20 protein-coding genes are annotated in these 21,736 nt (G+C 65.5%); 13 read left to right on the top strand and 7 right to left on the bottom strand.

Features of this window, described 5'->3' with window-relative positions; translation table 11 throughout:
- Window positions 1–35: 35 nt before the first annotated feature.
- The 8 genes from CFB34_RS38510 to CFB34_RS38475 all read left to right on the top strand — a co-directional run bounded on the left by CFB34_RS38510 (window position 36) and on the right by CFB34_RS38475 (window position 7,071).
- Entirely contained in the window at window positions 36–725 is a 690-nt protein-coding gene (locus CFB34_RS38510) for a response regulator (RefSeq protein WP_089444012.1), read from the top strand.
- A gap of 9 nt (window positions 726–734) precedes the next feature.
- Window positions 735–989, top strand: coding sequence for a hypothetical protein (locus tag CFB34_RS38505; RefSeq protein WP_143329551.1), 255 nt, complete (start codon window positions 735–737; stop codon window positions 987–989).
- Between the two features lie 122 nt (window positions 990–1,111).
- Window positions 1,112–1,624 carry a DUF3331 domain-containing protein gene (locus tag CFB34_RS38500; protein WP_179243814.1) on the top strand — a complete coding sequence of 171 codons (513 nt, stop codon included), beginning with the start codon at window positions 1,112–1,114 and terminating at the stop codon, window positions 1,622–1,624.
- 154 nt (window positions 1,625–1,778) lie between these two features.
- A complete protein-coding gene (locus tag CFB34_RS38495) occupies window positions 1,779–3,353 on the top strand; it encodes a Na+/H+ antiporter (protein ID WP_089444009.1) in 1,575 nt (524 codons plus the stop codon).
- Window positions 3,354–3,498: 145 nt separating this feature from the next.
- Window positions 3,499–4,125, top strand: coding sequence for a paraquat-inducible protein A (locus CFB34_RS38490; protein WP_242808791.1), 627 nt, complete (start codon window positions 3,499–3,501; stop codon window positions 4,123–4,125).
- Window positions 4,122–4,772 (top strand): paraquat-inducible protein A, encoded by a 651-nt coding sequence (locus CFB34_RS38485; protein WP_089444007.1) that lies wholly within the window; start codon window positions 4,122–4,124, stop codon window positions 4,770–4,772. Before CFB34_RS38490 ends, CFB34_RS38485 begins: the two co-directional genes overlap by 4 nt.
- Complete coding sequence (locus CFB34_RS38480; protein ID WP_089444006.1) at window positions 4,769–6,439, top strand: MlaD family protein; 1,671 nt, start codon at window positions 4,769–4,771, stop codon at window positions 6,437–6,439. Before CFB34_RS38485 ends, CFB34_RS38480 begins: the two co-directional genes overlap by 4 nt.
- Complete coding sequence (locus CFB34_RS38475) at window positions 6,436–7,071, top strand: PqiC family protein (protein WP_089444005.1); 636 nt, start codon at window positions 6,436–6,438, stop codon at window positions 7,069–7,071. Before CFB34_RS38480 ends, CFB34_RS38475 begins: the two co-directional genes overlap by 4 nt.
- A 102-nt stretch (window positions 7,072–7,173) precedes the next feature.
- Here the strand turns inward: CFB34_RS38475 and CFB34_RS38470 are convergent, their stop codons facing one another.
- Together CFB34_RS38470 and CFB34_RS38465 are read right to left on the bottom strand one after the other, a co-directional pair.
- Window positions 7,174–8,334 (bottom strand): AraC family transcriptional regulator, encoded by a 1,161-nt coding sequence (locus CFB34_RS38470; protein WP_089444004.1) that lies wholly within the window; start codon window positions 8,332–8,334, stop codon window positions 7,174–7,176.
- The gene (locus tag CFB34_RS38465; RefSeq protein WP_089444003.1) at window positions 8,334–9,968 is read right to left on the bottom strand and encodes an AMP-binding protein; all 1,635 of its coding nucleotides are present in this window, start codon (window positions 9,966–9,968) and stop codon (window positions 8,334–8,336) included. Before CFB34_RS38465 ends, CFB34_RS38470 begins: the two co-directional genes overlap by 1 nt.
- Window positions 9,969–10,335: 367 nt before the next feature.
- On the opposite strand from CFB34_RS38465, the gene CFB34_RS38460 reads away from it, so the two are divergent.
- The gene (locus tag CFB34_RS38460) at window positions 10,336–11,436 is read left to right on the top strand and encodes an AraC family transcriptional regulator (RefSeq protein WP_089444002.1); all 1,101 of its coding nucleotides are present in this window, start codon (window positions 10,336–10,338) and stop codon (window positions 11,434–11,436) included.
- 28 nt (window positions 11,437–11,464) lie between these two features.
- Here the strand turns inward: CFB34_RS38460 and CFB34_RS38455 are convergent, their stop codons facing one another.
- The 4 genes from CFB34_RS38455 to CFB34_RS38440 all read right to left on the bottom strand — a co-directional run bounded on the left by CFB34_RS38455 (window position 11,465) and on the right by CFB34_RS38440 (window position 14,558).
- Window positions 11,465–12,970 (bottom strand): HAMP domain-containing sensor histidine kinase, encoded by a 1,506-nt coding sequence (locus tag CFB34_RS38455; RefSeq protein ID WP_089444001.1) that lies wholly within the window; start codon window positions 12,968–12,970, stop codon window positions 11,465–11,467.
- Window positions 12,970–13,689 (bottom strand): response regulator transcription factor, encoded by a 720-nt coding sequence (locus CFB34_RS38450; protein ID WP_039353478.1) that lies wholly within the window; start codon window positions 13,687–13,689, stop codon window positions 12,970–12,972. Before CFB34_RS38450 ends, CFB34_RS38455 begins: the two co-directional genes overlap by 1 nt.
- 273 nt (window positions 13,690–13,962) lie before the next feature.
- Window positions 13,963–14,367 carry a PIN domain nuclease gene (locus CFB34_RS38445; RefSeq protein ID WP_089444000.1) on the bottom strand — a complete coding sequence of 135 codons (405 nt, stop codon included), beginning with the start codon at window positions 14,365–14,367 and terminating at the stop codon, window positions 13,963–13,965.
- Window positions 14,364–14,558, bottom strand: a complete 195-nt coding sequence (locus tag CFB34_RS38440) for a type II toxin-antitoxin system VapB family antitoxin (RefSeq protein WP_047904609.1) — start codon at window positions 14,556–14,558, stop codon at window positions 14,364–14,366. The genes CFB34_RS38445 and CFB34_RS38440 overlap by 4 nt, the downstream gene beginning before the upstream one ends.
- A gap of 252 nt (window positions 14,559–14,810) precedes the next feature.
- Between CFB34_RS38440 and CFB34_RS38435 the strand changes: the two genes are divergently transcribed.
- From CFB34_RS38435 to CFB34_RS38425, 3 genes are all read left to right on the top strand, one after another.
- Window positions 14,811–14,996, top strand: a complete 186-nt coding sequence (locus CFB34_RS38435; protein WP_089443999.1) for a hypothetical protein — start codon at window positions 14,811–14,813, stop codon at window positions 14,994–14,996.
- A 193-nt stretch (window positions 14,997–15,189) separates the two neighbouring features.
- Window positions 15,190–16,731 (top strand): hypothetical protein, encoded by a 1,542-nt coding sequence (locus CFB34_RS38430; RefSeq protein ID WP_089443998.1) that lies wholly within the window; start codon window positions 15,190–15,192, stop codon window positions 16,729–16,731.
- A gap of 143 nt (window positions 16,732–16,874) precedes the next feature.
- Entirely contained in the window at window positions 16,875–17,282 is a 408-nt protein-coding gene (locus CFB34_RS38425; RefSeq protein WP_089443997.1) for a hypothetical protein, read from the top strand.
- Between the two features lie 64 nt (window positions 17,283–17,346).
- On the opposite strand, the gene CFB34_RS38420 is transcribed toward CFB34_RS38425, so the two are convergent.
- Window positions 17,347–17,976, bottom strand: a complete 630-nt coding sequence (locus CFB34_RS38420) for a TetR/AcrR family transcriptional regulator (protein WP_089443996.1) — start codon at window positions 17,974–17,976, stop codon at window positions 17,347–17,349.
- 91 nt (window positions 17,977–18,067) lie between these two features.
- Between CFB34_RS38420 and CFB34_RS38415 the strand changes: the two genes are divergently transcribed.
- Window positions 18,068–21,259, top strand: a complete 3,192-nt coding sequence (locus tag CFB34_RS38415; protein ID WP_089443995.1) for a cytochrome P450 — start codon at window positions 18,068–18,070, stop codon at window positions 21,257–21,259.
- Window positions 21,260–21,736: the final 477 nt, after the last annotated feature.

Raw genomic sequence — 21,736 nt, 5'->3', positions numbered from 1 at the left:
ACCGCCCACGGTCACGCTCACTTCCAGTGAACCCGATGAACCCTCTGATACTCATTGCCGAAGACGATCCGGAGATCGCCGACATACTCGACGCGTACCTCGCCCACGACGGCTTTCGCACCTACCGCGTCGATCACGGCCAGGCGGTGCTCGACGTGGAGCCGGTCCTGAAGCCCGACCTGATCCTGCTCGACGTCAGGATGCCGAAGAAGGACGGCTGGGAAGTCCTGGTCGAACTGCGCCGCCGCAACGACACGCCGATCGTCATCATCACGGCGCTCGACCGCGAGATCGATCGCTTGCAGGGGCTGCGTTTCGGCGCGGACGACTACATCACGAAGCCGTTCAATCCGGCCGAGGTGGTCGCGCGCATCCGCGCGATCCTGCGTCGTTTCGACACGGCCACGTCCGGGCGCTTCATCAAGGTCGGCAACCTTGAAATCGACACGCAAAGCTATCTGACCACGGTCCGCACCGACACCGGAGCAACCGGCGTCTCGCTGACGCTGACCGAATTCCGGCTGCTCGCGCACCTGGCCGGCTCGCCGAACCGCGTGTTCACGCGCAGCGAACTGATCGACGCCTGCCTCGCCGACGTCGATGCGCTGGAGCGCACCGTCGACAGCCACATCAGCCGGCTGCGCAAGAAGCTCGAATGCGCGGGCGCGTCCGGGATGCCGGAGGTGATGCGCGGAGTCGGCTACCGGTTGCGCAGCACCCAGTGAATGCGCGTCATGGATCGCGGCGGCACAAGGCACATGGCGCGGATCGCCGGACTCCTGGCGATCGCAGTCGTGCTGACGATCGCGACCGGATGGTTCGTCGCCTACGGCCTGTTCGTGGCCGTGTCGTCTTCCGCGACCGACAACCCGATCGCGGCGGTGATCCGGGAGACGCCGAGCTATCTGATGCTGGCGGCCGTCTTGCTGGCCGCGCTGGTCGCGACGATCGTCGATCTCGTCAGACTGGCGCGCAGAACGGGCTCATAGCAACAGGCCGACGCGCATTGCACGCCGGCGGCCGCGCCGTGATTCCGTTGTTTTCGAATCGTTATCGGTAAAACGTCTTTTCCAGAGATCTGATCAACCGCATGCGCGCAGCGAGGGTCGAAATGAGCAATCAGGACAATGTCTCTTCGTCGATCGATGGCGATGCGCGCGAACCGGAAAGAAGCGACGATTCACGGACGGGCCGCGTGACGTTGATTCCGACCGACGCAATCGAACCGGAGGAACGCTGGCGCCACATGATGCACTCGCTCAACGCATGCGGCGACGGCGCGCGCATCAACCGGCAACGCAAGGATGGCGCGGTCGATTTACGCAGAAAAATGACTTCGGGCGATCGATCGAGGTGCAGCGCGACGATCGATTTCCTGGATCAACCGACGGCCAGCACGGTGGTGCTGTCGTGGCGGGATTCGACGGGCGGACATTACGGCTATCAAAACTGGCACAAAGGATTTGCCCGACGGCCAGGGTTATGCGCGATGAGCGGGATGCCCATCAACCCGGGCGACGAGATTTTTCGGCCAAGCGCGCGAAATGGCCGACCGACGAACGGGTCCGCGATGATTCTCGCCATTCACATCGCCTGTATCGACTTTGCGCGGATCACGACATAGACGTGGCGCTGCTCCCCCTCCCGGCCGGGCGCTGGCGTTGTCCGGGTCCTGGAAAACGGGCCGCTCAGTGCGCCTTCCATCCGGGCGAAGCGCTCATGGGCCACTCATCACCGAAGCGCTGAAGCGCTGAAGCGCCGACTACAGAACCCTCACCATGGCTATTTTCGAATTGATGATCGCGCTGCTCCTGGCGATCCTTGTCTTGCACTACGTCGGGCACAAGCTCGGGCTGCCGCCTGCCGTCGCCCTGATCATCGGCGGCGGTTTCATCGCCTTTCTGCCCGGCCTGCCCGAGGTGCATATCGATCCGGAACTGGTGCTGGTGATTTTCCTGCCCCCGTTGCTGATGGACAGCGCGCTGGGCATCTCACTCGACCATCTGCGCCGGCACATGCTGGGCGTCGGCGCGTTGGCGATCGGGGCGGTGCTCTTCACCACGGTCGTGGTGGCCCTCGTCGCCCACTGGCTCGTGCCCGCCCTGCCCTGGGCGGCCTGCGCGGCGCTGGGCGCGCTGGTCGCGCCGCCGGATGCGGTGTCGGCCCGCGCCGCGCTGCAGCAGGTGAAACTGCCGCGCCGCCTCCTGATCCTCCTGGAGGGCGAGAGCCTGTTCAACGACGCAACGGGCCTCGTGCTGTTCCGCTTCGCGGTGGCAGCGGGCGTGACGGGCCTGTTCAGTCCGGCCGAAGCGCTCGGCAGCTTCGCCCTGCTGGCGCTGGGCGGCGTACTGGTCGGCGCGTTCGTGGGCGGCGCCTGGGTCATCCTGATGCGCCATCTCGACGAAGACAGCCTGATCATCGCCGCCGGCCCGCTGTGTGCGTGGGGCGCTTATCTGCTGGCCGAGCGCTTCCACGTGTCGGGGGTGATCGCCACGGTGACGACGGGCCTCATCTGCGCCTGGTCCCAGCACCGCGTGCTCGGCGCGTCGGCGCGCCTGTACGGCACCGGCTTCTGGTCCGTCACGATCTTCATTCTCGAGGCGTTCGTGTTCCTGATCATCGGATCCTCGCTGCATGAGTTGATCCAGCGGGGCGACGGGCTCGACTCGATGCTGGCGGAGATGGGCGTCCCGGTGCTGATCGTCGTGCTGGCCGTCATCCTCGCGCGGTTTGCCTGGGTGTATGTGTCGGACGGCGCGCTCATCCTGCTGCGGAAGCTAGGCGTGACCCGCTTCCATCCGCTCGGGCTGGCCGATGCCACGGTGTTGAGCTGGGCCGGCATGCGAGGGGTGATCACCCTGGCGCTCGCCGCCAGCCTGCCGGAGAGTTTTCCGGGGCGCGACTTCATCCTCGTCACCGCCATCGCCGTCATCCTCGCCACCGTGCTGGTGCAGGGGCAATCGCTCGGCGCCGTGATCCGCTGGACCGGGCTCGCGGCGCCGGAAAGCGACAAGCCGCGCCTGAGCATGAGCGAGGCGCAGGCCGTGATCGCCAAGGTGCAGTACGAGTTGATGGCAAAACGGGCCTACGACGCGGCAGGCGAACTCGTTCACCCGATGCTCCTGGACATTCACCGGCACAAGGCCGAGGACATGGCCCGCTACGCGCGGCACGCCGACGAATACAAGCCCCACCTCGTTGCGCGTTCGGACACCGTGCTGGAATTGATCGCGGCGGGACGGGCCGAGCTCATGCGCCTCTACCGCGCCGGCGACATCGACGAGCACACGCTGCACGAACTGACGCGCGACCTCGATCTCGAGGAACTCCGCGCCATTTCCGCCAAGGCGTGACGCGATCGCCATCGATGGAGACGCAGCGCCTTCAAGCCCGCTCCGCCTCCATCATTTCTCCATCAAACCGCACCAAAGCGTCCATCGACGCGAAGCACACTGCGAAGCCCATCACCGAGACCGCATGCGCGAGCAACACGAACCCATGGACACGTTTCCGGCCCTGATCGCCTGCGAGCATTGCGACAGCGTCTACCGACGCCGCGCGCTCGCGCCGCACGAGGTCGCGCGGTGCGAGCGCTGTTCGGCCGTGCTGTTTCGCTCGAGCTGGCTCGATATCGACCGGTGGCTCGCGCTGGCGATCGCGGCAGGCGTGGTGTTTGCCATCGCCAACCTCTGCCCGATCATGCGAATCAGCGTGCAGGGGCTGCACAGCGAAGCCACGCTGTGGCAATCCGCGCTCGCGCTGGCCAAAGGCTACGCCGCGCCGATCGCGATTCCGACGGCGCTCGCCATCGTGGTGGTGCCGTTCCTGCAGATCGCCACGCTGATCTGGTTGCTGGCGTTTGCCCGCGCCGGACATCGCGCGCCCGCGTTCGGCCCGCTGATGCGGCTGCTCGTCGCGCTGCGACCGTGGAGCATGATCGAGGTCGGATTGCTCGGCGTCCTGATCGCCATCATCAAGCTGTCCAGCATCATGCAGATCATTCCCGGCGCGGGCTTGTGGGCCACGGCCGTGCTGATGGTGCTGATCCCGCTGATCGCGGGCCACGATGCGCGCCAGCTGTGGGACCGGGTCGTGCCGGTGGAACCCGCCGGAGGCCGCTCGTGAGCCTGCCCGTGCGCGCCAGTCAGCTGGGCATGGTCGGGTGCCATGCGTGCGGCCTCGTCTGTCGGCCCCCTGCCTGCGCCGCGCAGGACGCGCACGCGCAGCATGCCGCCGAAGCGGCACGCTGCCCGCGCTGCGGGTCGGCGCTGCACGCGCGTCGCCCGGACAGCCTCGTGCGCGCGTGGGCGCTGCTGATCGCCGGCCTGATCTTCTATCTCCCGGCCAACGTGTTGCCGGTGATGCGCACCACGCTGCTCGGCAGCCACAGCGAATCGACGATTCTCAGCGGCGTCGTGGTGTTCTGGAAAGCCGGCTCGTACGGCATCGCGTCGGTGATCTTCATCGCGAGCGTCGTCGTGCCGTGCACGAAGTTTCTCGCGCTCGGCGCGTTGCTCGTCACGACGGGCCGGCGCAGCGTGTCGGCCATGCGCGAGCGGGCCGTGCTGTATCGCGCGGTCGAGCTGGTCGGCTACTGGTCGATGCTCGACGTGCTGGTCGTCGCGATCATCTGTGCGCTGGTGAAGTTCGGTCCGCTCTCCGAGATCGAGCCGCGCGCCGGCATTTTGTTTTTCGGCATGGTCGTCATTCTCACGATGCTGTCCGCGATGAGTTTTGACCCACGCCTCATTTGGGACGCCGAAGAAGCATGAATCCTCCATCCGGCCCGCAAGGCCTCGAACCCCACGACCCGCCCGTGACGCGCAACCGCCTGCGGCTGTCGCTCGTCTGGCTCGTGCCGCTCGTCGCGGCATTGATCGGCCTGTCGATGGTGATCCACGCGTGGTTGTCCGTCGGACCGGAAATCACGATCACGTTCAACACCGCGCAAGGCCTCGAAGCCGGCAAGACGCCCGTCAAGTACAAGGACGTCGTGATCGGCACCGTCACCGCCATCTCGCTGAGCGACGACAGTTCGCATGTCGTCGCGACGGTCTCGTTCGTGAAGAATGCGCGCAACCTCATTCGCGACGACACGCGCTTCTGGGTCGTGCGCCCGCGCGTCGGCATGAGCGGCGTATCGGGCATCGATACGCTGTTCTCCGGCGCCTATATCGGCATGGACACGGGCGGCTCGACGCAATCGCGCAAGGCCTACACCGGGCTCGAGACGCCGCCCACGGTCATCAACGGCATGCCGGGGACGAGCTTCGCGCTGCGCGCCACCGATCTCGGCTCGCTCGATATCGGCTCGCCGGTCTATTACCGCCACCTGATGGTCGGGCACGTCGCGTCGTACAAGCTCGACATGCAGCGCCGCGACATGAACCTGCAGGTGTTCATCGATGCGCCGTACGATCGGCTGGTGACGACCGATACGCGCTTCTGGAACGCGAGCGGGATGGATCTGTCGCTCGACGCGAACGGCCTGAAGCTGAAGACCCAGTCGGTCGCGACGATCGTGGGCGGCGGCATCGCGTTCGCGACGCCGGAAGACAGCGACGCGGCGGCGGCCCGTGCAAACCACCTGTTTACGCTCGCCGACAACGAAACGTCCGCGATGGCGGCCCCGGACGGCCCATCCCAGCTCATTCGACTCCGTTTCGAGCAGCCGTTGCGCGGGCTCGCGGTCGGGGCGCCGGTGGAATTCTCCGGCGTCAACATGGGCAAGGTGGTGTCGACCCAGCTCGACTTCGACCGCACCACCCGACGCTTCCAGTCCATCGTCATGGTCAAGGTCTATCCGTATCGGCTCGGCCCCGTCATCGAGAAGCTGCAGAAGACCGAAGGCAACGGCAATCCGCGTGTGGCCCAGTTTCTCGCGGGCCTGGTCGAGCACGGGCTCCGTGCGCAGGCGCGTACCGGCAACCTGCTGACGGAGCAGCTCTACATTTCGTTCGATTTCATGAAGAACGCGCCCAAGGTGCCGTTCGACGCGAATGCCACGCCGCTGACCTTGCCCACCGTGCCGAGTACGTTCGACAAGCTGCCGGAGCAGCTCGCCGACATCGTCGACAAGATCAACAAGCTGCCGCTGGCGTCGATCGGCAAGCATGTCGATTCGAGCCTGACGAACCTGGACGCGACGCTCAGGCAGGTGAACGGCCAGGTGCTGCCGTCGACGACGCGCGCGCTCGACCAGGCGAACCAGACGTTCGGCGCGTTGCGCCAGGGCATCGCCGAGGACGGCCCGCTTCAGGAAAACCTCGCGAACACGCTGACCGAAGTCCAGCGTACTGCGCGCTCGTTGCGCACGCTCACCGACATGCTGGGCCGCCGTCCCGACGCGCTGCTCCGGGGCACCGGCGCCGATCACGCGCCGCTCGCGCCCGTCGCCCCTTCCATCTCGCCTGTCCAGCAGGAGCCACGACAACCATGAGCTTCCCGATTCGCGCCAGGACGATCGCCCTGGGCGCCGGCGCCGTCATCGCGCTGACCGCCTGCGCGTCGAACCCGGTGCATTACTACACGCTGGTATCGCCGGCCACGTCCACCTCCACGACGTCGACCACCGCGCGCGCCGCCGCGCCGCTGGCGATCAACGTGTTGCCGGTCGGCATCCCCGCCCAGCTCGACCAGCAGCAGATGGTCGTGCGCAGCGGGACCGGCGCCGCGCGGATACTCGACAACGAACGCTGGGTCGCGCCGCTCGGCGACGAGCTGCGCGCGGCGCTTTCGTCGGCGCTCGTCGAACAGCTGGGCGCGCGCAACGTCACCGGCCTGCCGCGGCCGTCGAACCAGACCGTCATGAGCATCCGCACGCAGGTGCGCCGCTTCGATGCGTGGCCCGGCAGCATGGCCCAGTTCGAAGCGGATTGGGTCGTCGGCGTGCAGCAGGACACACCGGGCACGCGCATTTCGTGCAGCACGCGGCTCAACGAAGCGGCACCCGGCGGCTACGCGGACATGGTGCGGGTGCAACAGCGCATGATCGAGCAGTTCGCCACGCGGATCGCGAGCACGGTGCGCAGCTTCGGCAACGGCCGCCCTGCCTGTCCCGCCGATTCGTAAAACCGTCCCGCCCAGGGGAGCCGTCCATGGGAGCGCGCGAAGGTATCCGGTTATGGGAACCGGCTACCTTGAAGCGATGCAAGACGCATGACACATGACGCGTTACGCGCGCCGCCGGTAAGTGCCCGGCGTGCTCCCTGTCCAGTGCCGGAACGCGCGATGGAACGCGCTCGGATCGTCGAAGCCGATGTCGGCGCCGATCGCCGCGATCGTGTCGGGCGTATCGGTCAGCCGCTGGATCGCGATGTCGCGCCGCAGTTCGTCCTTGAGCGCCTGGAACGTCGTCCCTTCGGCGGCCAGGTGGCGGCTCAGCGTGCGCACCGAGCAATGCAGGTGCTCGGCCGCCTGGTCGATCACCGGCAGGTCGGGCAACGCTTCCGACAGGTACTGCCGCACGCGATGGCACACGAGCTGTTCGCTGAACGATTCGAAGATCCAGTCGCCCGGTGCGCGCGCGAGGAACTTGCGCAGGTTGCGCTTGCTCTGCCGGATCGGCGCGTCGAGGTAGTCCGCGCTGAAGCGCATCAGCGTGCGCTCGCAGTCGAACTGCACGGCGCCGGTGAAGAAGTACAGGTGCTCGACCGCATGGCGCGGCCGCGGGCACGCGAACTCGATCTGCAGCAGCGGGATCTTCTGCCCGATCAGCCAGGAGCACACGCCGTGCACGAGCTTGAGCATCAGCTCCTGGCCGAGCGCGCCGATCGGGCCGATGGCGTCGTTCGGGCGCAGCACCGTCTGCGCGACGAGACCGTCGCGCTTCGATTCGACAAAGAAATCGTCGAGCAGGATGTGGAAGAATTGCCCGAAACGATGCAGCGCCGTTTCGAGGTTGCGCGCATCGAGCAGGCTCAGGCAAAGGTATTTCAGCGTGCCGCCGCGCAGCGGGCGCGAGAAGATGCCGGGCATCTCGTCGTCGAGTTCGATCGCGAGCGTGCGGTACAGCGTCGAGAACTGTTCCTCCGTCACGCGCGCGTGCGGTTCGCCGAGCAGCTCGATCGGGATGCCGGCCCCGCCCAGGTAGCGCTCGACCACGTCGCGCTGCACGGCCGCGCTCGCGAGAAAGCCGTTGACGAGCGAGATCGGCACCGTCGCGCTCGGCGACGGCAGCGCACGCCCGGGTGCGGGCCCGGGCTGGGCGAAAAGTGAATCTGAACCGGTCATCGCGTCCCCGTCGATCGAACCGCTCGCATTGTACTTGAGCGGCCCGCGCGGAGCCTTCCGGGCCGTCGGCGCGCCGGGTGCCGCGCGGCGCGCCGACGCCATCAGTCGGTGCGGCTGAGTTCCCGGCGCAGGATCTTGCCGACGGTCGACTTCGGCAGCCGGTCGACGAAGCGAATCAGCTTCGGCACCTTGTAGCCCGCAAGGCTTTCGCGACAATGCGCGACGAGCTGCTCCTCCGTCACGTCGGCGTCCTGCGCGAGCACCACGAACAGTTTCACGGCCTCGCCCGTGCGCGCGTCCGGCACACCGATGCATGCGCACTCGGCCACGCCCGGCACGGCGGTCGCGACCGCTTCCACCTCGTTCGGGTACACGTTGAAGCCCGACACGATGATCATGTCCTTCTTGCGGTCGACGATCCGCAGGAACCCGGCTTCGTCGAACACGCCGACGTCGCCGGTGCGGAAATAGCCGTCGGCCGTGAACGCGGCCGCATTCGCGTCCGGTTTCCGCCAGTAGCCGCCCATCACCTGCGGCCCCTTCACGCAGATCTCGCCCGCGCCGCCGATCGCCACCTCGTTGTCCTGGTCGTCGAGCAGCTTCACGTCGGTCGACGGCAGCGGCAGGCCCGTGGTGCCCGTGAACGAGTCGATCGACTGCGGATTGAACGACACGACCGGCGACGTTTCCGACAGCCCGTAACCCTCGCGGATGAAGTTGCCCGTCACGGCTTTCCAGCGCGACGAGATCACGTCGATCACGGCCGCGCCGCCGCCGGCCGACAGCTTCAGTCGCGACCAGTCGACTTCCGTCAGGCGCGGATGGCCGGCGAGCCCCGCGTACAGCGTGTTCACGCCGACGAACACCGTCGGCCGCGCGGCCTTCAGCACGTCGATGAAGCCGTCCATGTCGCGCGGGTTCGCGATCAGCCAGTTCTGCGCGCCGATCGCGAAGTAGGACAGGAAGTTCACCGTCAGCGCGAAGATGTGATACATCGGGATCGCCGTGACGACGACCTCCTCGCCCGGCACGCGCGCGGCCGGCACGATCGCCCCGAACTGCTCGATGTTCGCGACGAGGTTGCGGTGCGACAACGCCGCGCCCTTCGACAGGCCGGTCGTGCCGCCCGTGTACTGCAGCAGCAGCAGGTCCGCGCCGTCGAGCGCAACCGGTTCGAACGTGAGCGATTCGCCGGCGGCAATGGCGCGCGCGAGCGGGATCGAACCGGGCGGCAGCGCGTCGCAGGTCCCGGGCGGCGCATCGACGACACCGAGATCGCCGCGCCCCACGCTAAGCACGGTGCGCACGCGCGTGCCGCCGACCACTTCGGCGAACGTGCCCATCGACCCGCCGCACACCAGCGCGACCTCGACGCCCGCGTCGTTGAGCTGATGCTCGAGCTCTCGCGCCGTATAGAGCGGATTCACGTTGACCTGGATCGCGCCGATCTTCGCGACCGCGACGAACGCGACCGCAAACGCGAGCACGTTGGGCAGCATCACGGCCACGCGATCGCCCTTGCGCACGCCCACGACCTGCTGCAGGTAGGCGGCCAGCGCGGTCGACAGGCGGTCGACGTCGGCATAGGTCAGCGTGCGGCCATACGAGTGGAACGCCGGGCGATCGGCGAATCGGCGCATCGCATCGTCCAGCAACGCGGTTACGGAAGGAAAGCGATCGGGATCGATCTCGGCGGGGATCGAGCCATACGACCCGGTCCAGTGTCTCTTCGTCATGTCTCACTCCACGGGGGACGGCGCGCCGGCCGCGCCGTTCGCACGACGGCCTGCACGCCGGAGAAGCGCGGACCATCGCCTGATCGGCGACTATCGCCCGCGCGGCGCACTTTGAAAATGATCCGGGCGGCCGAAAAGATGATCGAAACGGACACGCGGGCCGCACCTGTCCAGGTCACTGCGCCGGACACCGCCGACCGGGCCGGCCGGTACGCGCCAGGCCGGCTACGGCGGCAGGGGTGCCACCGAAGCCCGCTGCACGGGTCGCACCGGCGCGCGCATCAGGGTGAACCCTGTGGCGCATGGGACCGATCCCGCGCAGAATTGCGTGCCGTCAACGATATCGATTCGGACGCAGGATGCTCCCATGCCGCGCAGCGCGCTCTTGACCCCGACGACCGCCCGCGCAGCCCGCCTGCCGGACGTCGAGCCGACCCACGCGTTGCGCCAGCAGCGCTTCACGCCGGCCAAGCTGGCCGTGCTGCTCGACGTGGCGACGCAAGCCGGCCTCGACCCGGTCGCGGTGCTCGACGGCACCGGCCTCACGCCAGCCGCCATCGCGGACCCGTTCACGCTCACGTCGCCGCTGCAGTTCCTCACGGCCGCGCGCAATGCGATCGGCCGCTACGACGGCACCGATCTCGGCGTGCGCGTCGGCCACCGGCTGCACGCGTCGAGCTACGGGATGTACGGCTACGCGATGCTGTGTTCGGAATCGCTCGCGCACGCGTTCGAATCCGCCGTCAAATATCACCGGCTCGCGAACGGCATGCTCGCGATCCGCTGGGTCGAACAGGGCGACATCGTGTCGTGGCAGTTTCCCGACCGGCACGAAGTCGCGCTCCCCGACCTCGACGAGCCGCTGTACCGTTTCCTGATCGACATGCAGTTCGCGCTGCACGTGACGATCATCAAGGACGTGATGGGGGCGTGGTGCGTGCCGGCGCGCGCGCAGTTCGCGCAGCCGCAGCCGGCGCACGCGGCGCGGCTCGCCGATGCGCTCGAATGCCCGATCGCCTTCGACCAGCCGCATCACGTGCTCAGCTACCCGGCCGCATGGCTCACGCGCGCGCCGCAGCTCGCGAATCCGATTACCGCCGCGCAGGTGTCGTCGCATTGCGCGAGCCTGCTCGACGAATTGCGCAGCCAGGCCGGCGTCACGCGGCGCGTGTACCAGGAACTCACGCGCACGCCCGGGCAGTTTCCGGACATCGACGCGATCGCGGCGATCCTGTGCATCACGTCCCGCACGCTGCGCCGCAAGCTCGAAGCCGAAGGCACGTCGTACAGCGAACTGCTGGCGAGCGTGCGCAAGGCGCTCGCGATCGACTATCTGAGCACGACCACGCTCAGCACCGAGGACATCGCATCGACGCTCGGCTTCAGCGACGCGGTGGGTTTCCGCCACGCGTTCAAGCGCTGGACCGGCATGACGCCGAGCGACGTGCGGCGCAAGCGCGGCGGTTGAACGCGGGCGTGACCGGCGCTGACGACGATCAGCGCCCGTCGCCGGCGGCAGGCGTGGCCACCGCCAGCGCGAACTCGAACACCGCCCCGCGCCCGGCCCGGTCGACCAGCCGGATGCTGCTGCCGTTGAGCGCCAGCATCCGGTGCACGATCAACAGCCCGAGCCCGCCGCTCGTCACCGCGCCGCCGCTCATCGGCCGTTGCGGCCGCTGGAACAACCCTTCGCGCCGCGCCGCCGGAATCCCTTCGCCGGTATCGGCCACGGTCACGAGCACACGATCGCCGCGCGGCTCGAGCGCGACTTCGACCTCACCGTGCGCGGGCGTGTGCCGCAGCGCGTTGTCGAGCAGGTTGGTCAGCACGCGCTCGATCATCCCGAGATCGGCCGACACGACCGGCACCCGAGGCGGAATCCGCGCATGCAGCGCGACGCCGCGCGCCTGCGCGGTCAACTCGAATTTCTGGAAGACGTCCTGCACGAGATCGACGAGCGAGAACGGCTCGCGCTCGGCCTGCACGCCGCCCGATTCGAGCCGCGCGAGCTCGAACAGCGCCTGCGCGAGCCGGCCGACCTTCGCGCTCTGCGCGAGCGCGATCGACAGGTAGCGCCGCCGTTCGTTCTCGGCGAGCGTGTCCGACTTCAGCGACAGCGTCTCCAGGTAGCCGTGCAGCGACGTGAGCGGCGTGCGCAGGTCGTGCGAGATGTTCGTGATCAGTTCGCGCCGCTGCTGGTCCTGGTGCGTCAGCGCGCGCCACTGGTCGCCGATCCGGTCGGCCATCTGCGCGAACGCGGATTCGAGCACGACGATGTCGTCGCCGCGCCGGCCCGGCCGCGAGCGCGGCACCGGCGGCTGCGTGTCGGGCGTGCCGTTCGCGTCGAAGCGGCGCATCGCGTCCGTCAGCCGGCGCAGCGGGCGCGTGATGAAACTGAACGCGGTGAGGCCAGCGAGCAGGCCGAGCAGCGCGACCAGCGCCATCGACCACAGCGTCGTGCGCAGCACGTTGCCGGCGTCGACACGCGCGGCCAGCTGGTCGTGCGCCTCGCCGAGCAGCACCACGTAGATGTAGCCCGACGGCGGCTGCCCCGCCAGCTGCAGCGGCGCGGCGCTGAACACCTTGCGCGCATCGGGGCTGCGCGGGTCGTCGCCGAGGATCGGCAGCGGCTCGCCCGCGATGAAGCGCTGCACGGGCGCGAGATCGACGCGCTCGCGCTTCACGTGGCCGGGCGGCGCATCGTCGCCCTCGATCCGCCCCGCGTTGTCGAGCAGATAGACCTCGACGCTCGGGTTCACGCCCATCAACTGCCCGAACAGCGTGCGCACGGCGTCCGGGCGCAGCCCGTTCGCGTCCATCAGCGGCGCGCTGTGGGTCACGCTGTTGACGATGTTGGCGGCCAGGTCGCGCGACAGCCCCTGCACGACTTCCTGCTCGCGCATGTCGTTCGCGCGGATCTGCAGCCACGCCGACGCGCCCGAGCACGCAAGCAGCAGCACCGAGAACACGAGCGACAGCCGCTGGGTAAGGGTGAGCTTCATCATGCGTCCCGCTGGCCCGGCGCGGCGAGCTTGTAGCCGCGACCCCACACGGTGAGGATACGCACGGGCTCGGCCGGATCGGCCTCGATCTTCGCGCGCAGCCGGTTGATGTGAGTGTTGACCGTGTGCTCGTAGCCTTCGTGCTGGTAGCCCCACACGGCATTGAGCAGGTCCATCCGCGAGAACACCTTGCCCGGGTGCCGCGCGAAGAAATACAGCAGGTCGAATTCGCGCGGCGTGAGGTCGATGCGCGCGCCGTCCACGCTCGCCTCGCGCGCGATCGGGTCGATCGCCAGCCCCGCGACGTCGAGCGTGCCCGCGTCGATCCGCGAATCGCGCGCGAGCGCATCGACGCGCCGCAGCAGCGCCTTCACGCGCGCGACGAGTTCGAGCACCGAGAACGGCTTGGCCAGATAGTCGTCGGCGCCGAGCTCGAGGCCGAGGATCCGGTGCACCTCGCTCGACCGCGCACTGGTGATGATGATCGGCGTGTAGCGCGTCATCGCGCGCGCGCGCCGGCAGATTTCGAGGCCGTCGACGCCCGGCAGCATCAGGTCGAGGATCAGCGCATCCCAGCCGCCCTGCTCGAGCAGGCGCAGCCCCTCGGCACCGTCCGCGCTGTGCACGACCTCGTAGCGCTCGTCGCGCAGGTGCAGGCTCAGTACATCGGCGATATCGGCGTCGTCCTCGACGATCAGGATACGTTTCGGTTGGTCCATGGCGGCGGGCGGCGGCACGTCGGTGCCGGGTATCGGTTCGGGCCGGCCCCGGTCCGGCTGGCCGGATGCGCGGGGGCGAATGGCGGCAACGGCCGCGCTGCCGACATTGTGCAAACTTTTTCGACGGGAAGGGATCACAAATCGTTTAGATTTGGCTCGTGCTTGCGCCCGGTTCCGATGCCCGCAAGGCTTCGCGCTCCGGCCCTTGAACTGGATGTACTGTCGCACGGAAAACGCTCAGGTCGAAGGTCGATGAGGCTAGTCTGGCTTCGCTCAATCATCCAGAAGGGCTGATCGAAGACCCAGATGTTGAACGAATGGATCGAAGTCGCGATCGCTATACAGCAACGAGACCCCGTTCTCAATGCAGTAAGTCGCAATCAGCGTGTCGATGGTCTTGCGGATCGTCACGCCTCGCGCTCTCAACTCACGATAATTTCGTGCGGCCTGGACAGCGTTGTCGGCGCCGACCAGCGACACGACATTCATGCGCCCCGTCATCAACTGGCGGGCGACATTGAAATCGGATTCAGCCGAGAAGCCCTGCAACACCTCCGCGACGATCAGGTCGACCGACAACAGTGCCTCGTGGCCGAGCAAAGCGTCGAGCTTGTCGGTTTCCGGCGCAACCTTGCCGCGGAAATAGTCGATCCAGACGCTCGAATCCACGAGCGTCATCGATCCGTCCTCATGGCGTCGAGATCACCTTCCCAGTGGAGTTTTCCACGGAACTGGCGAATCTGCTCTTGCTGCTTGAGCCTGATGATCGTCTTCAGACCGAGTTCGACCGCTTCGCGCTTGGTTTTGATACCGGTTGCGGCAAGCGCCTCGGCCATCAGCTTGTCGTCGATTTCAATGTTGGTACGCATGGCATACCTCTCGATGTGTATGAATTTCTGAATTATACACATCACTGCCCAAAGCGTCTCGCCAACCACAACCACTGGGTGGCAAGGTCAAACAGCCCATGGACTGTATTCCATGCCGACCGTCATCTATTTTCCAAGTGAATCGCGCCCGAAACGGGGAAGTCGCTCAATTCAAGTTGATACCGGCACGTCAGCGGTCTCTCCGGTTATTCGATCCGTTTGGCCCTCCGCGTGCGGATTGAAGGAACGACGATGTCCGCCCGTTACTCCTTCCTTGAAAGAACCCGCTCCACCACGTACACCCGCGCCCGCCTGCAACTGACCGACGACGAACACCATGCGCGCCATGAATGGCTCGGCGCCGGCATCACGGGTATATTCCTCGGCTGCGTGGGAGCGTTGATGATCGGGATCGGCCGCAGGCTGATGCACACATGATCGGCCTGTTGCTGCGTAGAGGTATGACGGGCCGACGGCTTGCCGGACGTGACGCCATTCGGCTGCGTCCGGATCCGACCTTTCCGGTCGTGGACGACCGAAGTTGCTCACACAAATAAACAAGAGAGATTCCGGGAAAATGCTTCGATATGCTTGCCTGTTTGCTCACGACCATCCGTCCACGCCCGAGACCGTGTGGGATGTCGACAACGGCCAGGTGGACGGCTGGGCCGAATGGTTCGAACAGATTCCGCAACTGTTCCTCTACCTGATCGGCAATGCGGCGCATCTGCCACGGATCGCATCGTGCGCGATATTCAGCGATGTCGAGTCGCCCGCCTGCCTGATGGCGCCGATGGCCGAGGTACGCGAACGCTGGCATGCGCTGGATCGGCACATGCAGCCGCGGCTGCCGCAGCTGCCGGCCGATGCTCAGGCGCAATGGGCGCACATGCACACGACCGTCTCCACGACGACGCGCGAATGGCTGATCCTCGATTGCAGCCAGTGTTGCGACGCGGCCCTCGGCACGCCCGACATGAACGCGTTCCTGCAGCAGACGCGACAACGCTGCGCCGAATGGGGCCCCGCACCGGAGCCGGGCGCGGGCGACCTGCCGCCCGCCCTTCTACCGTTGCTGAGCGAGGCAACGGGGCAATGGGGATGGTGGAATCCGAACGTGATCGAGCGCATCTACGCGATCGAGGCGCAGCCGCATGCGGAATGGCCGGATGATCTGCGGGAAAGCTACGAGCCGGCAAGGGGCTGGCAACCCTGGATCGAGGAAGTGCAGGCGTACTACGTGCGGCGAATCGATCGGGCTGCCGGCGAATCGCCTTCGGCCGACGCCGATCGGCCACGCGCCCCGGCCGGGCTCGTCACGCCCTATGGGCGCTGGCTGGTGCACCCCGACGAAGGCGCGGAATGGATCGACATCGAGGCAGGCTATATCGTCATCAGGCAACACGGTGACTGGCATGCCGGGGCGCCGGGCGGCCTCAAGGATCTGAATGGCCGGTGGGTCGTGCCGGTTTCCGCCGGCTACGTCAATGTGTCTCCGCTCACGCGAACGCTGGCACTGGGGCGACGTGCGCCGCTGCCGGAAGGCACGAGCGGAATCGTCGAGCTGCTGCGTTGGCCCGATGGCGAGTCGCTGTTCGAAAACTTGACCGGCGGAATGCTCCACGAAGATGGCAAGGTCCGCCTCTTCCATTCCGACGATACGGTGTCCGCGCTCGATGCGACAACCGGCGAACCGCTGTTCGACACGCGTTACAAGAACGTGTTCGCGTTCCACCGGAAGCTGCGCCTCGCTGTGGTCGAGTGGTGTCGGCCCGGCGAGCCTTCGCCGGACAATCCGGGCATCCTGCAGGGTGTCGTGCACGAGAGCGGACGGCTGGTCATCCCCTGCGAATACGCACACGTCCATCACGCTTACAAGCAGCCGCCGAAGCTCCTGCACGGGCGCCAGTTGCTGGCGATTACCGCGGACGGGCGGCCCCATTTCTACAGTCCCGACGGCACGCTGCTGGCGGCGCTGGAGTGCGACATGAAGCCCTGGATCTGGACGCCGATCGTCAAGCACAATCAAATGTTGGCGTTCGACGGCGAAGGCATGGACGCGCGCGTGATCTGGATAGCGTTGAGCGACTACAGCTTCATCGAGACCGGCGAAACCCGCGCCGATTGCGTGAACATGTTGACGGAAAGCCTGAAAGGCTGGCTCCCGAAGTAGCGGCGTTCGCGGATCGTGCGTCTGCACGGTGCCGCCCGGCGCGTCATGCCGGACGCGCCGTGCGCGCGTTGGCGCAGGAAAAATCCCTTCCATTTGTCGCCGTCGTGCCGTGATACGGGGCGACACGGAAACCACCCCACGCAATGGACATTCACGACTACACGTTACTGAGCGCCATCCTGATGCGCCATGGTCAGCCCGAAGGACACGCGATCAACGCTGACGGTACGCCGGAGGACCGCGAGGACTTCATCTATTTCACGGTCTTTCCGGATCGGCTGCAGTTTGACCTGAAACGAATCCTGACCGGTGTCGCGAGCCTGCGCTTTCGCTTCACGCTGTACGCACGAGAAGGGGCAGTCCGGATGGAACGTACCCTGCTCGACGCCGAGGGCGCCAACCGCCGCATTCGCGGCGCACTGGGCGATCACTACACGAAGGACAAGATCGTTGTGCCGTTCGACGATGTGTCGGAGGACGAGCGCGAGTGGATCGCGTGCGCGCTGCGGGCGTTCCATGTCTATTTCATGAAACCCGCGACCTCAACTTGATCGCTCGACGACCATGACGATGACTCGCCGCATGTTCCACCGCGGCGTCGCGCTTCCCCTCTCGCTACTCCGAATCCGCCTGCGCAAACCCGAGCGTCAGCCCGAACGCGTCAAGGATCGTCGCCGCCGTCTTGGCCATGCGTTTCGCCATGGCCTCCGGCGTCTCGCGCATGGCGCCCTGGCGAAGCCAGTGCACCGCCGTCCAGACCAATCCCCCGCCGAGCACCGTCAGGCAATCCTGCTCTGCTTGCGTACGGACGCCTTCATAAGGCGGAAGAATCCGGCCGGAAACGAAGGTCACCAGTTCATCGAAAAACGCCGATGTCGCCGCGTCGTTGAATACGGTCAGATAGAACGACTGATGCGCATTCAGATGCTCGAGAATCAGCGCGGTTTCCACCTCCATTGACCGGATGAACGTGGCATTCGGCGGGTTGATCAGCTTGCCTTGCTCCTCGACGAACGCAAACGCGTTGTCGAGCCTCACCAGCGCTGCCCGCTGGGCGGCCGATTGAAGGTCGGGAAAGTGCTGATAGAACGTGGGACGCGCGACGCCCGCGCGCTGCACCAGCTGAGCAATGCTGAGCGTGTTCAGCGGCGCGTCGTCGAGCAGCTCGGTCGCGGCGCGAACGAGCGCGTCGTAACTCCGTTGAAAGCGAGGATCGGCGGGATTAGGGCTTACATCAGGGGGCATAAAAAGCTCTGGACACGTGGTTTTGTCTATTTTACATTCGTTCAATAGATTGAGATGTGATGCGTCGACATACCTCTGAAAGGCTATTGAAATGAAATCCTCATCCCTCGTCCCCCAGCCGCCCCTGAAACCCGTCATCGGTCATCTGATGGAGGTCCTCGGGCCGTCTCCGCTTGCCAAGATGATGGATCTCGCGCGCAAGTACGGGCCGGTCTACTGGTTCGAGGTGTTCGGCCAAGGTTACTACGTTGTCAGCGGCCAAACACTCGTGAATGAAGTGTGTGATGAAAGCCGATTTCAGAAGTGCGTGCACCAGTCGCTGCTCGAACTGAGGCCCGCGATCGGCGACGGGTTATTTACGGCATTCGGGGACGAACCGAACTGGGCCAAGGCGCATCGCGTGCTGATGCAGGCATTCGGCCCGCTCAGTATCTGGTCGATGTTCGACAAGATGGTCGACATCGCCGACCAGATGTTTCTCCATTGGGAGCGGTTCGGCCCGGAGACGCCGGTCGATGTGTCCGATCACATGACGCGACTGACGCTCGATACGATTGCCCTGTGTGCGTTCGATTGTCGTTTCAACAGCTTCTACCGTGAAGATCAGCATCCGTTTGTCGATGCCATGGTCAACACCCTCAGCGAGGCCGGAAAGCGCGAGTTGCGACCCAAACTGGTGTCGAAGCTGATGGTCAATCGCAGTCGCAAGTTCGACGCGGACATCGCAGTCATGCGCTCGCTCGCGACCAAGATGATCGAGGACCGGCGCAAGCACCCGCACGACAGCGAAGCGTCGATGGACCTGCTCGACCGAATGCTGAACGGCGTCGATCCGGTGACGGGAGAAAAACTCGATGACGAGAACATCGTCTTCCAGATGATTACCTTTCTCATCGCCGGACATGAAACGACCAGCGGGCTCCTGTCCTTTGCTACCTATTTCCTCCTCAAGAACCCGGACATCCTGCAAAAAGCACGGGACATGGTCGACGAGGTGGTGGGCAGCGAGACCCCGCGGATCGAACATCTCGCACGACTGCGTTACATCGAACACATCCTCATGGAGACGTTGCGAATCTGGCCGACCGCGCCGGCATTCGCCGTGTCGCCGCTCGCCGACACCACGTTCGGCGGGAAATATGCCGTTTCTCCCGACGACATCATCATGATCCTGACGCCGATGTTGCATCGGGATGTGAGCGTCTGGGGCGAGGACGTCGAGGCGTTTCGTCCGGAGCGATTTGCCCCGGAGAATGCGGAGCAACTCCCGCCCAATGCATGGAAGCCCTTCGGCAATGGGGCACGTGCCTGTATCGGCCGCCCGTTTGCGATGCAGGAAGCGCATCTCGTCCTGATCATGCTGCTTCAGCGATTCGATTTCTCTTTCGCCGATCCGGACTACGAGCTGGACGTCGCCGAAACGCTTACGCTGAAGCCGACTGGTTTCCGGATCAACGTGAAACCGCGGGCCCGGGGTGCGCTCAAAGTGCCCGATACGGCCGTTCGCGCCCGCCCGAGCGCGCAAAACCCGAGCGTCGCCCCGGTTCAGTCGCTCCCTGCCAGCGAAGACGTGTCGACCATGCTCGTGCTCTTCGGGGGAAATACGGGCTCCGCCGAATCCTTTGCAAGACGCATTGCAGGAGACGCGAGTCGGCACGGATTTCACGCCACGTGCGCGCCCCTCGACGATTTCGCGGGAAAGCTCGACCGGTATCCGGCCATCGTGATCGTCACCGCTTCCTACGAAGGACAGCCGCCCGACAACGCCCGATCATTCGTCCCGTATGTCGAAGCACTCGGCGAAGGCGCGCTGGACGGTGTCCATTTTTCGGTACTCGGGTGCGGCAACAAACAATGGGCACGGACCTACCAGGCGATTCCCAAGCGAGTCGATGAGGCGCTCGAGAAGGCCGGCGCCACGAGAGTGCACGTCAGGGGCGAACTCGATTCCGGTGGCGACTTCTTCGGTGAATTTGACAATTGGTACACCGAAATGTGGGACCGATTTGCGATCAGCGCCGGGAAGGAAGTCTCGACCGTGCAACATGGCGATACCGCACTGAAAGTCAGTTTCGCCGAGAACACCCGTGAAAAATTGCTGAACTTCGGCGACATGGCGCATGGGTCCATCGTCGACAACAGGGAACTGGTCGATATCAGCGTGGCCGGCAGCCGCTCCAAAAAGCATATCGAATTGAAACTGCCGGAAGCGATGACGTATCGATCGGGAGATTACCTGGCCGTTTTGCCGCGCAACTCGAAAAACAACGTCGATCGCGTCTTGCGCCGGTTTCGCGTGAGCTGGGACACGCCGGTGGTGATTGAAGGCACGTCAAGTAATCCGCGCCTTCCGCTCGGCCAGCCCATCAGTTGTGGTGACCTGTTCTCGAGCTATGTCGAACTCGCCGTTCCTGCCACCCGATCACAAGTATCGATCCTGGCTGCCGCCACGCGTTGCCCTCCCGAGAAGGTCGAGCTCGAGCGCCTGAGCGCCGACGATTTCGAAGGCGAAATCCTCGGAAAACGGACCACCGTCATGGATCTGCTCGAACGCTTCGGATCCGTCGATCTGCCGCTCGAGAAATTCCTCGATATGCTGCCCGCGCTGAAAGCACGCCAGTATTCGATCTCGTCTTCCCCGCTTTGGAAAGCAGACCATGTCACGCTGACGGTAGCCGTGGTCGATGCACCGGCGCTCTCCGGCAACGGTCGCCATGAAGGGGTGGCGTCGTCGTATCTTGCGCGGCTCAACACAGGTGACAGCCTGTCCGTTGCAGTCAGGCCATCGAACGCACACTTTCGGCCACCCACCGAAACCGGTCTTCCGATGATCCTGATCTGTGCCGGTTCCGGCATCGCCCCATTCCGCGGCTTTCTGCAAGAGCGCGCGCTACAGAAGCAGCAAGGGGAAAACGTCGGCAAGTCGTTGCTCTTCTTCGGCATCGATGATCCCGACGTCGACTTTCTGTATCGCGACGAACTCGACGAATGGGCACGATGCGGTGTGGTCGAAGTAATGCCGGCTTACTCGAACCGCCCGGAGGAAGGCGCCCGGTTCGTTCAGGACAAAGTCTGGCTGGAGCGCGAGAAGATCGCCGCACTGTTTGCGCAAGGCGCCACCGTCTTCGTCTGCGGCGATGGAAAGAACATGGCGCCTGCCGTACGCGCCACGCTTGCCCGCATTTATCAGGAGGCAACGGGAGCGAACGACGAAAGCGCCAGCGCGTGGATCGACACGATGGAGCGGGAGCATGGCAGATATGTTGCCGACGTGTTTGCGTGACGGTGACGGGATCCTGTCGCGTCCGGGTGCGGGAGACAGCTGACCTGCCCGCCTCCGCTTTCCGGAACGGATGCGACACGTACTTCGATTCCGGCCTGCGCCCTGTTTTCCTTGCGTCCTTCACCCTGGTTCCGGTCGAGTTCCGACCGGAACCAGGGGTTGATCACACACCGCATGACTATGTCGAATCGCCCCACGTCTTTCAATGACGGCACGCCTCGGAAAGCGACGGGTTAACCACGATCGACCGTCGCTGAACACCATGCTAACTTCATCGTCCATATGACTTGGTCATTTGATCAACATTGAAATGGACATGCCGTCCCACTGTAAGCCACGCGAATCGCTCCATGCATACCGCCTCCGGATAGGCATGACCGATCCCCCCGATGTCGTGGCGGAGTGGCCGATGCCGATCACCCCGTGATGTCCTTTAGTGTTTCCGAGCGCGATCGCTTCGCGTTATTAATTTCGCAT

Source organism: Burkholderia sp. HI4860 (genome assembly GCF_002223045.2).
GTDB lineage: Bacteria > Pseudomonadota > Gammaproteobacteria > Burkholderiales > Burkholderiaceae > Burkholderia.
The sequence above is the reverse complement of the archived record's forward strand: the minus strand, read 5'-3'. Positions and strand labels throughout refer to the sequence as shown.

Coding starts and splice junctions, on each gene's coding strand:
- CFB34_RS38510 (WP_089444012.1), top strand. CDS start 36: ATGAACCCTCTGATACTCATTGCCGAAGACGATCCGGAGATCGCCGAC.
- CFB34_RS38505 (WP_143329551.1), top strand. CDS start 735: ATGGATCGCGGCGGCACAAGGCACATGGCGCGGATCGCCGGACTCCTG.
- CFB34_RS38500 (WP_179243814.1), top strand. CDS start 1,112: ATGAGCAATCAGGACAATGTCTCTTCGTCGATCGATGGCGATGCGCGC.
- CFB34_RS38495 (WP_089444009.1), top strand. CDS start 1,779: ATGGCTATTTTCGAATTGATGATCGCGCTGCTCCTGGCGATCCTTGTC.
- CFB34_RS38490 (WP_242808791.1), top strand. CDS start 3,499: ATGGACACGTTTCCGGCCCTGATCGCCTGCGAGCATTGCGACAGCGTC.
- CFB34_RS38480 (WP_089444006.1), top strand. CDS start 4,769: ATGAATCCTCCATCCGGCCCGCAAGGCCTCGAACCCCACGACCCGCCC.
- CFB34_RS38475 (WP_089444005.1), top strand. CDS start 6,436: ATGAGCTTCCCGATTCGCGCCAGGACGATCGCCCTGGGCGCCGGCGCC.
- CFB34_RS38470 (WP_089444004.1), bottom strand. CDS start 8,334: ATGGCGTCGGCGCGCCGCGCGGCACCCGGCGCGCCGACGGCCCGGAAG.
- CFB34_RS38465 (WP_089444003.1), bottom strand. CDS start 9,968: ATGACGAAGAGACACTGGACCGGGTCGTATGGCTCGATCCCCGCCGAG.
- CFB34_RS38460 (WP_089444002.1), top strand. CDS start 10,336: ATGCCGCGCAGCGCGCTCTTGACCCCGACGACCGCCCGCGCAGCCCGC.
- CFB34_RS38455 (WP_089444001.1), bottom strand. CDS start 12,970: ATGAAGCTCACCCTTACCCAGCGGCTGTCGCTCGTGTTCTCGGTGCTG.
- CFB34_RS38450 (WP_039353478.1), bottom strand. CDS start 13,689: ATGGACCAACCGAAACGTATCCTGATCGTCGAGGACGACGCCGATATC.
- CFB34_RS38445 (WP_089444000.1), bottom strand. CDS start 14,367: ATGACGCTCGTGGATTCGAGCGTCTGGATCGACTATTTCCGCGGCAAG.
- CFB34_RS38440 (WP_047904609.1), bottom strand. CDS start 14,558: ATGCGTACCAACATTGAAATCGACGACAAGCTGATGGCCGAGGCGCTT.
- CFB34_RS38435 (WP_089443999.1), top strand. CDS start 14,811: ATGTCCGCCCGTTACTCCTTCCTTGAAAGAACCCGCTCCACCACGTAC.
- CFB34_RS38425 (WP_089443997.1), top strand. CDS start 16,875: ATGGACATTCACGACTACACGTTACTGAGCGCCATCCTGATGCGCCAT.
- CFB34_RS38420 (WP_089443996.1), bottom strand. CDS start 17,976: ATGCCCCCTGATGTAAGCCCTAATCCCGCCGATCCTCGCTTTCAACGG.
- CFB34_RS38415 (WP_089443995.1), top strand. CDS start 18,068: ATGAAATCCTCATCCCTCGTCCCCCAGCCGCCCCTGAAACCCGTCATC.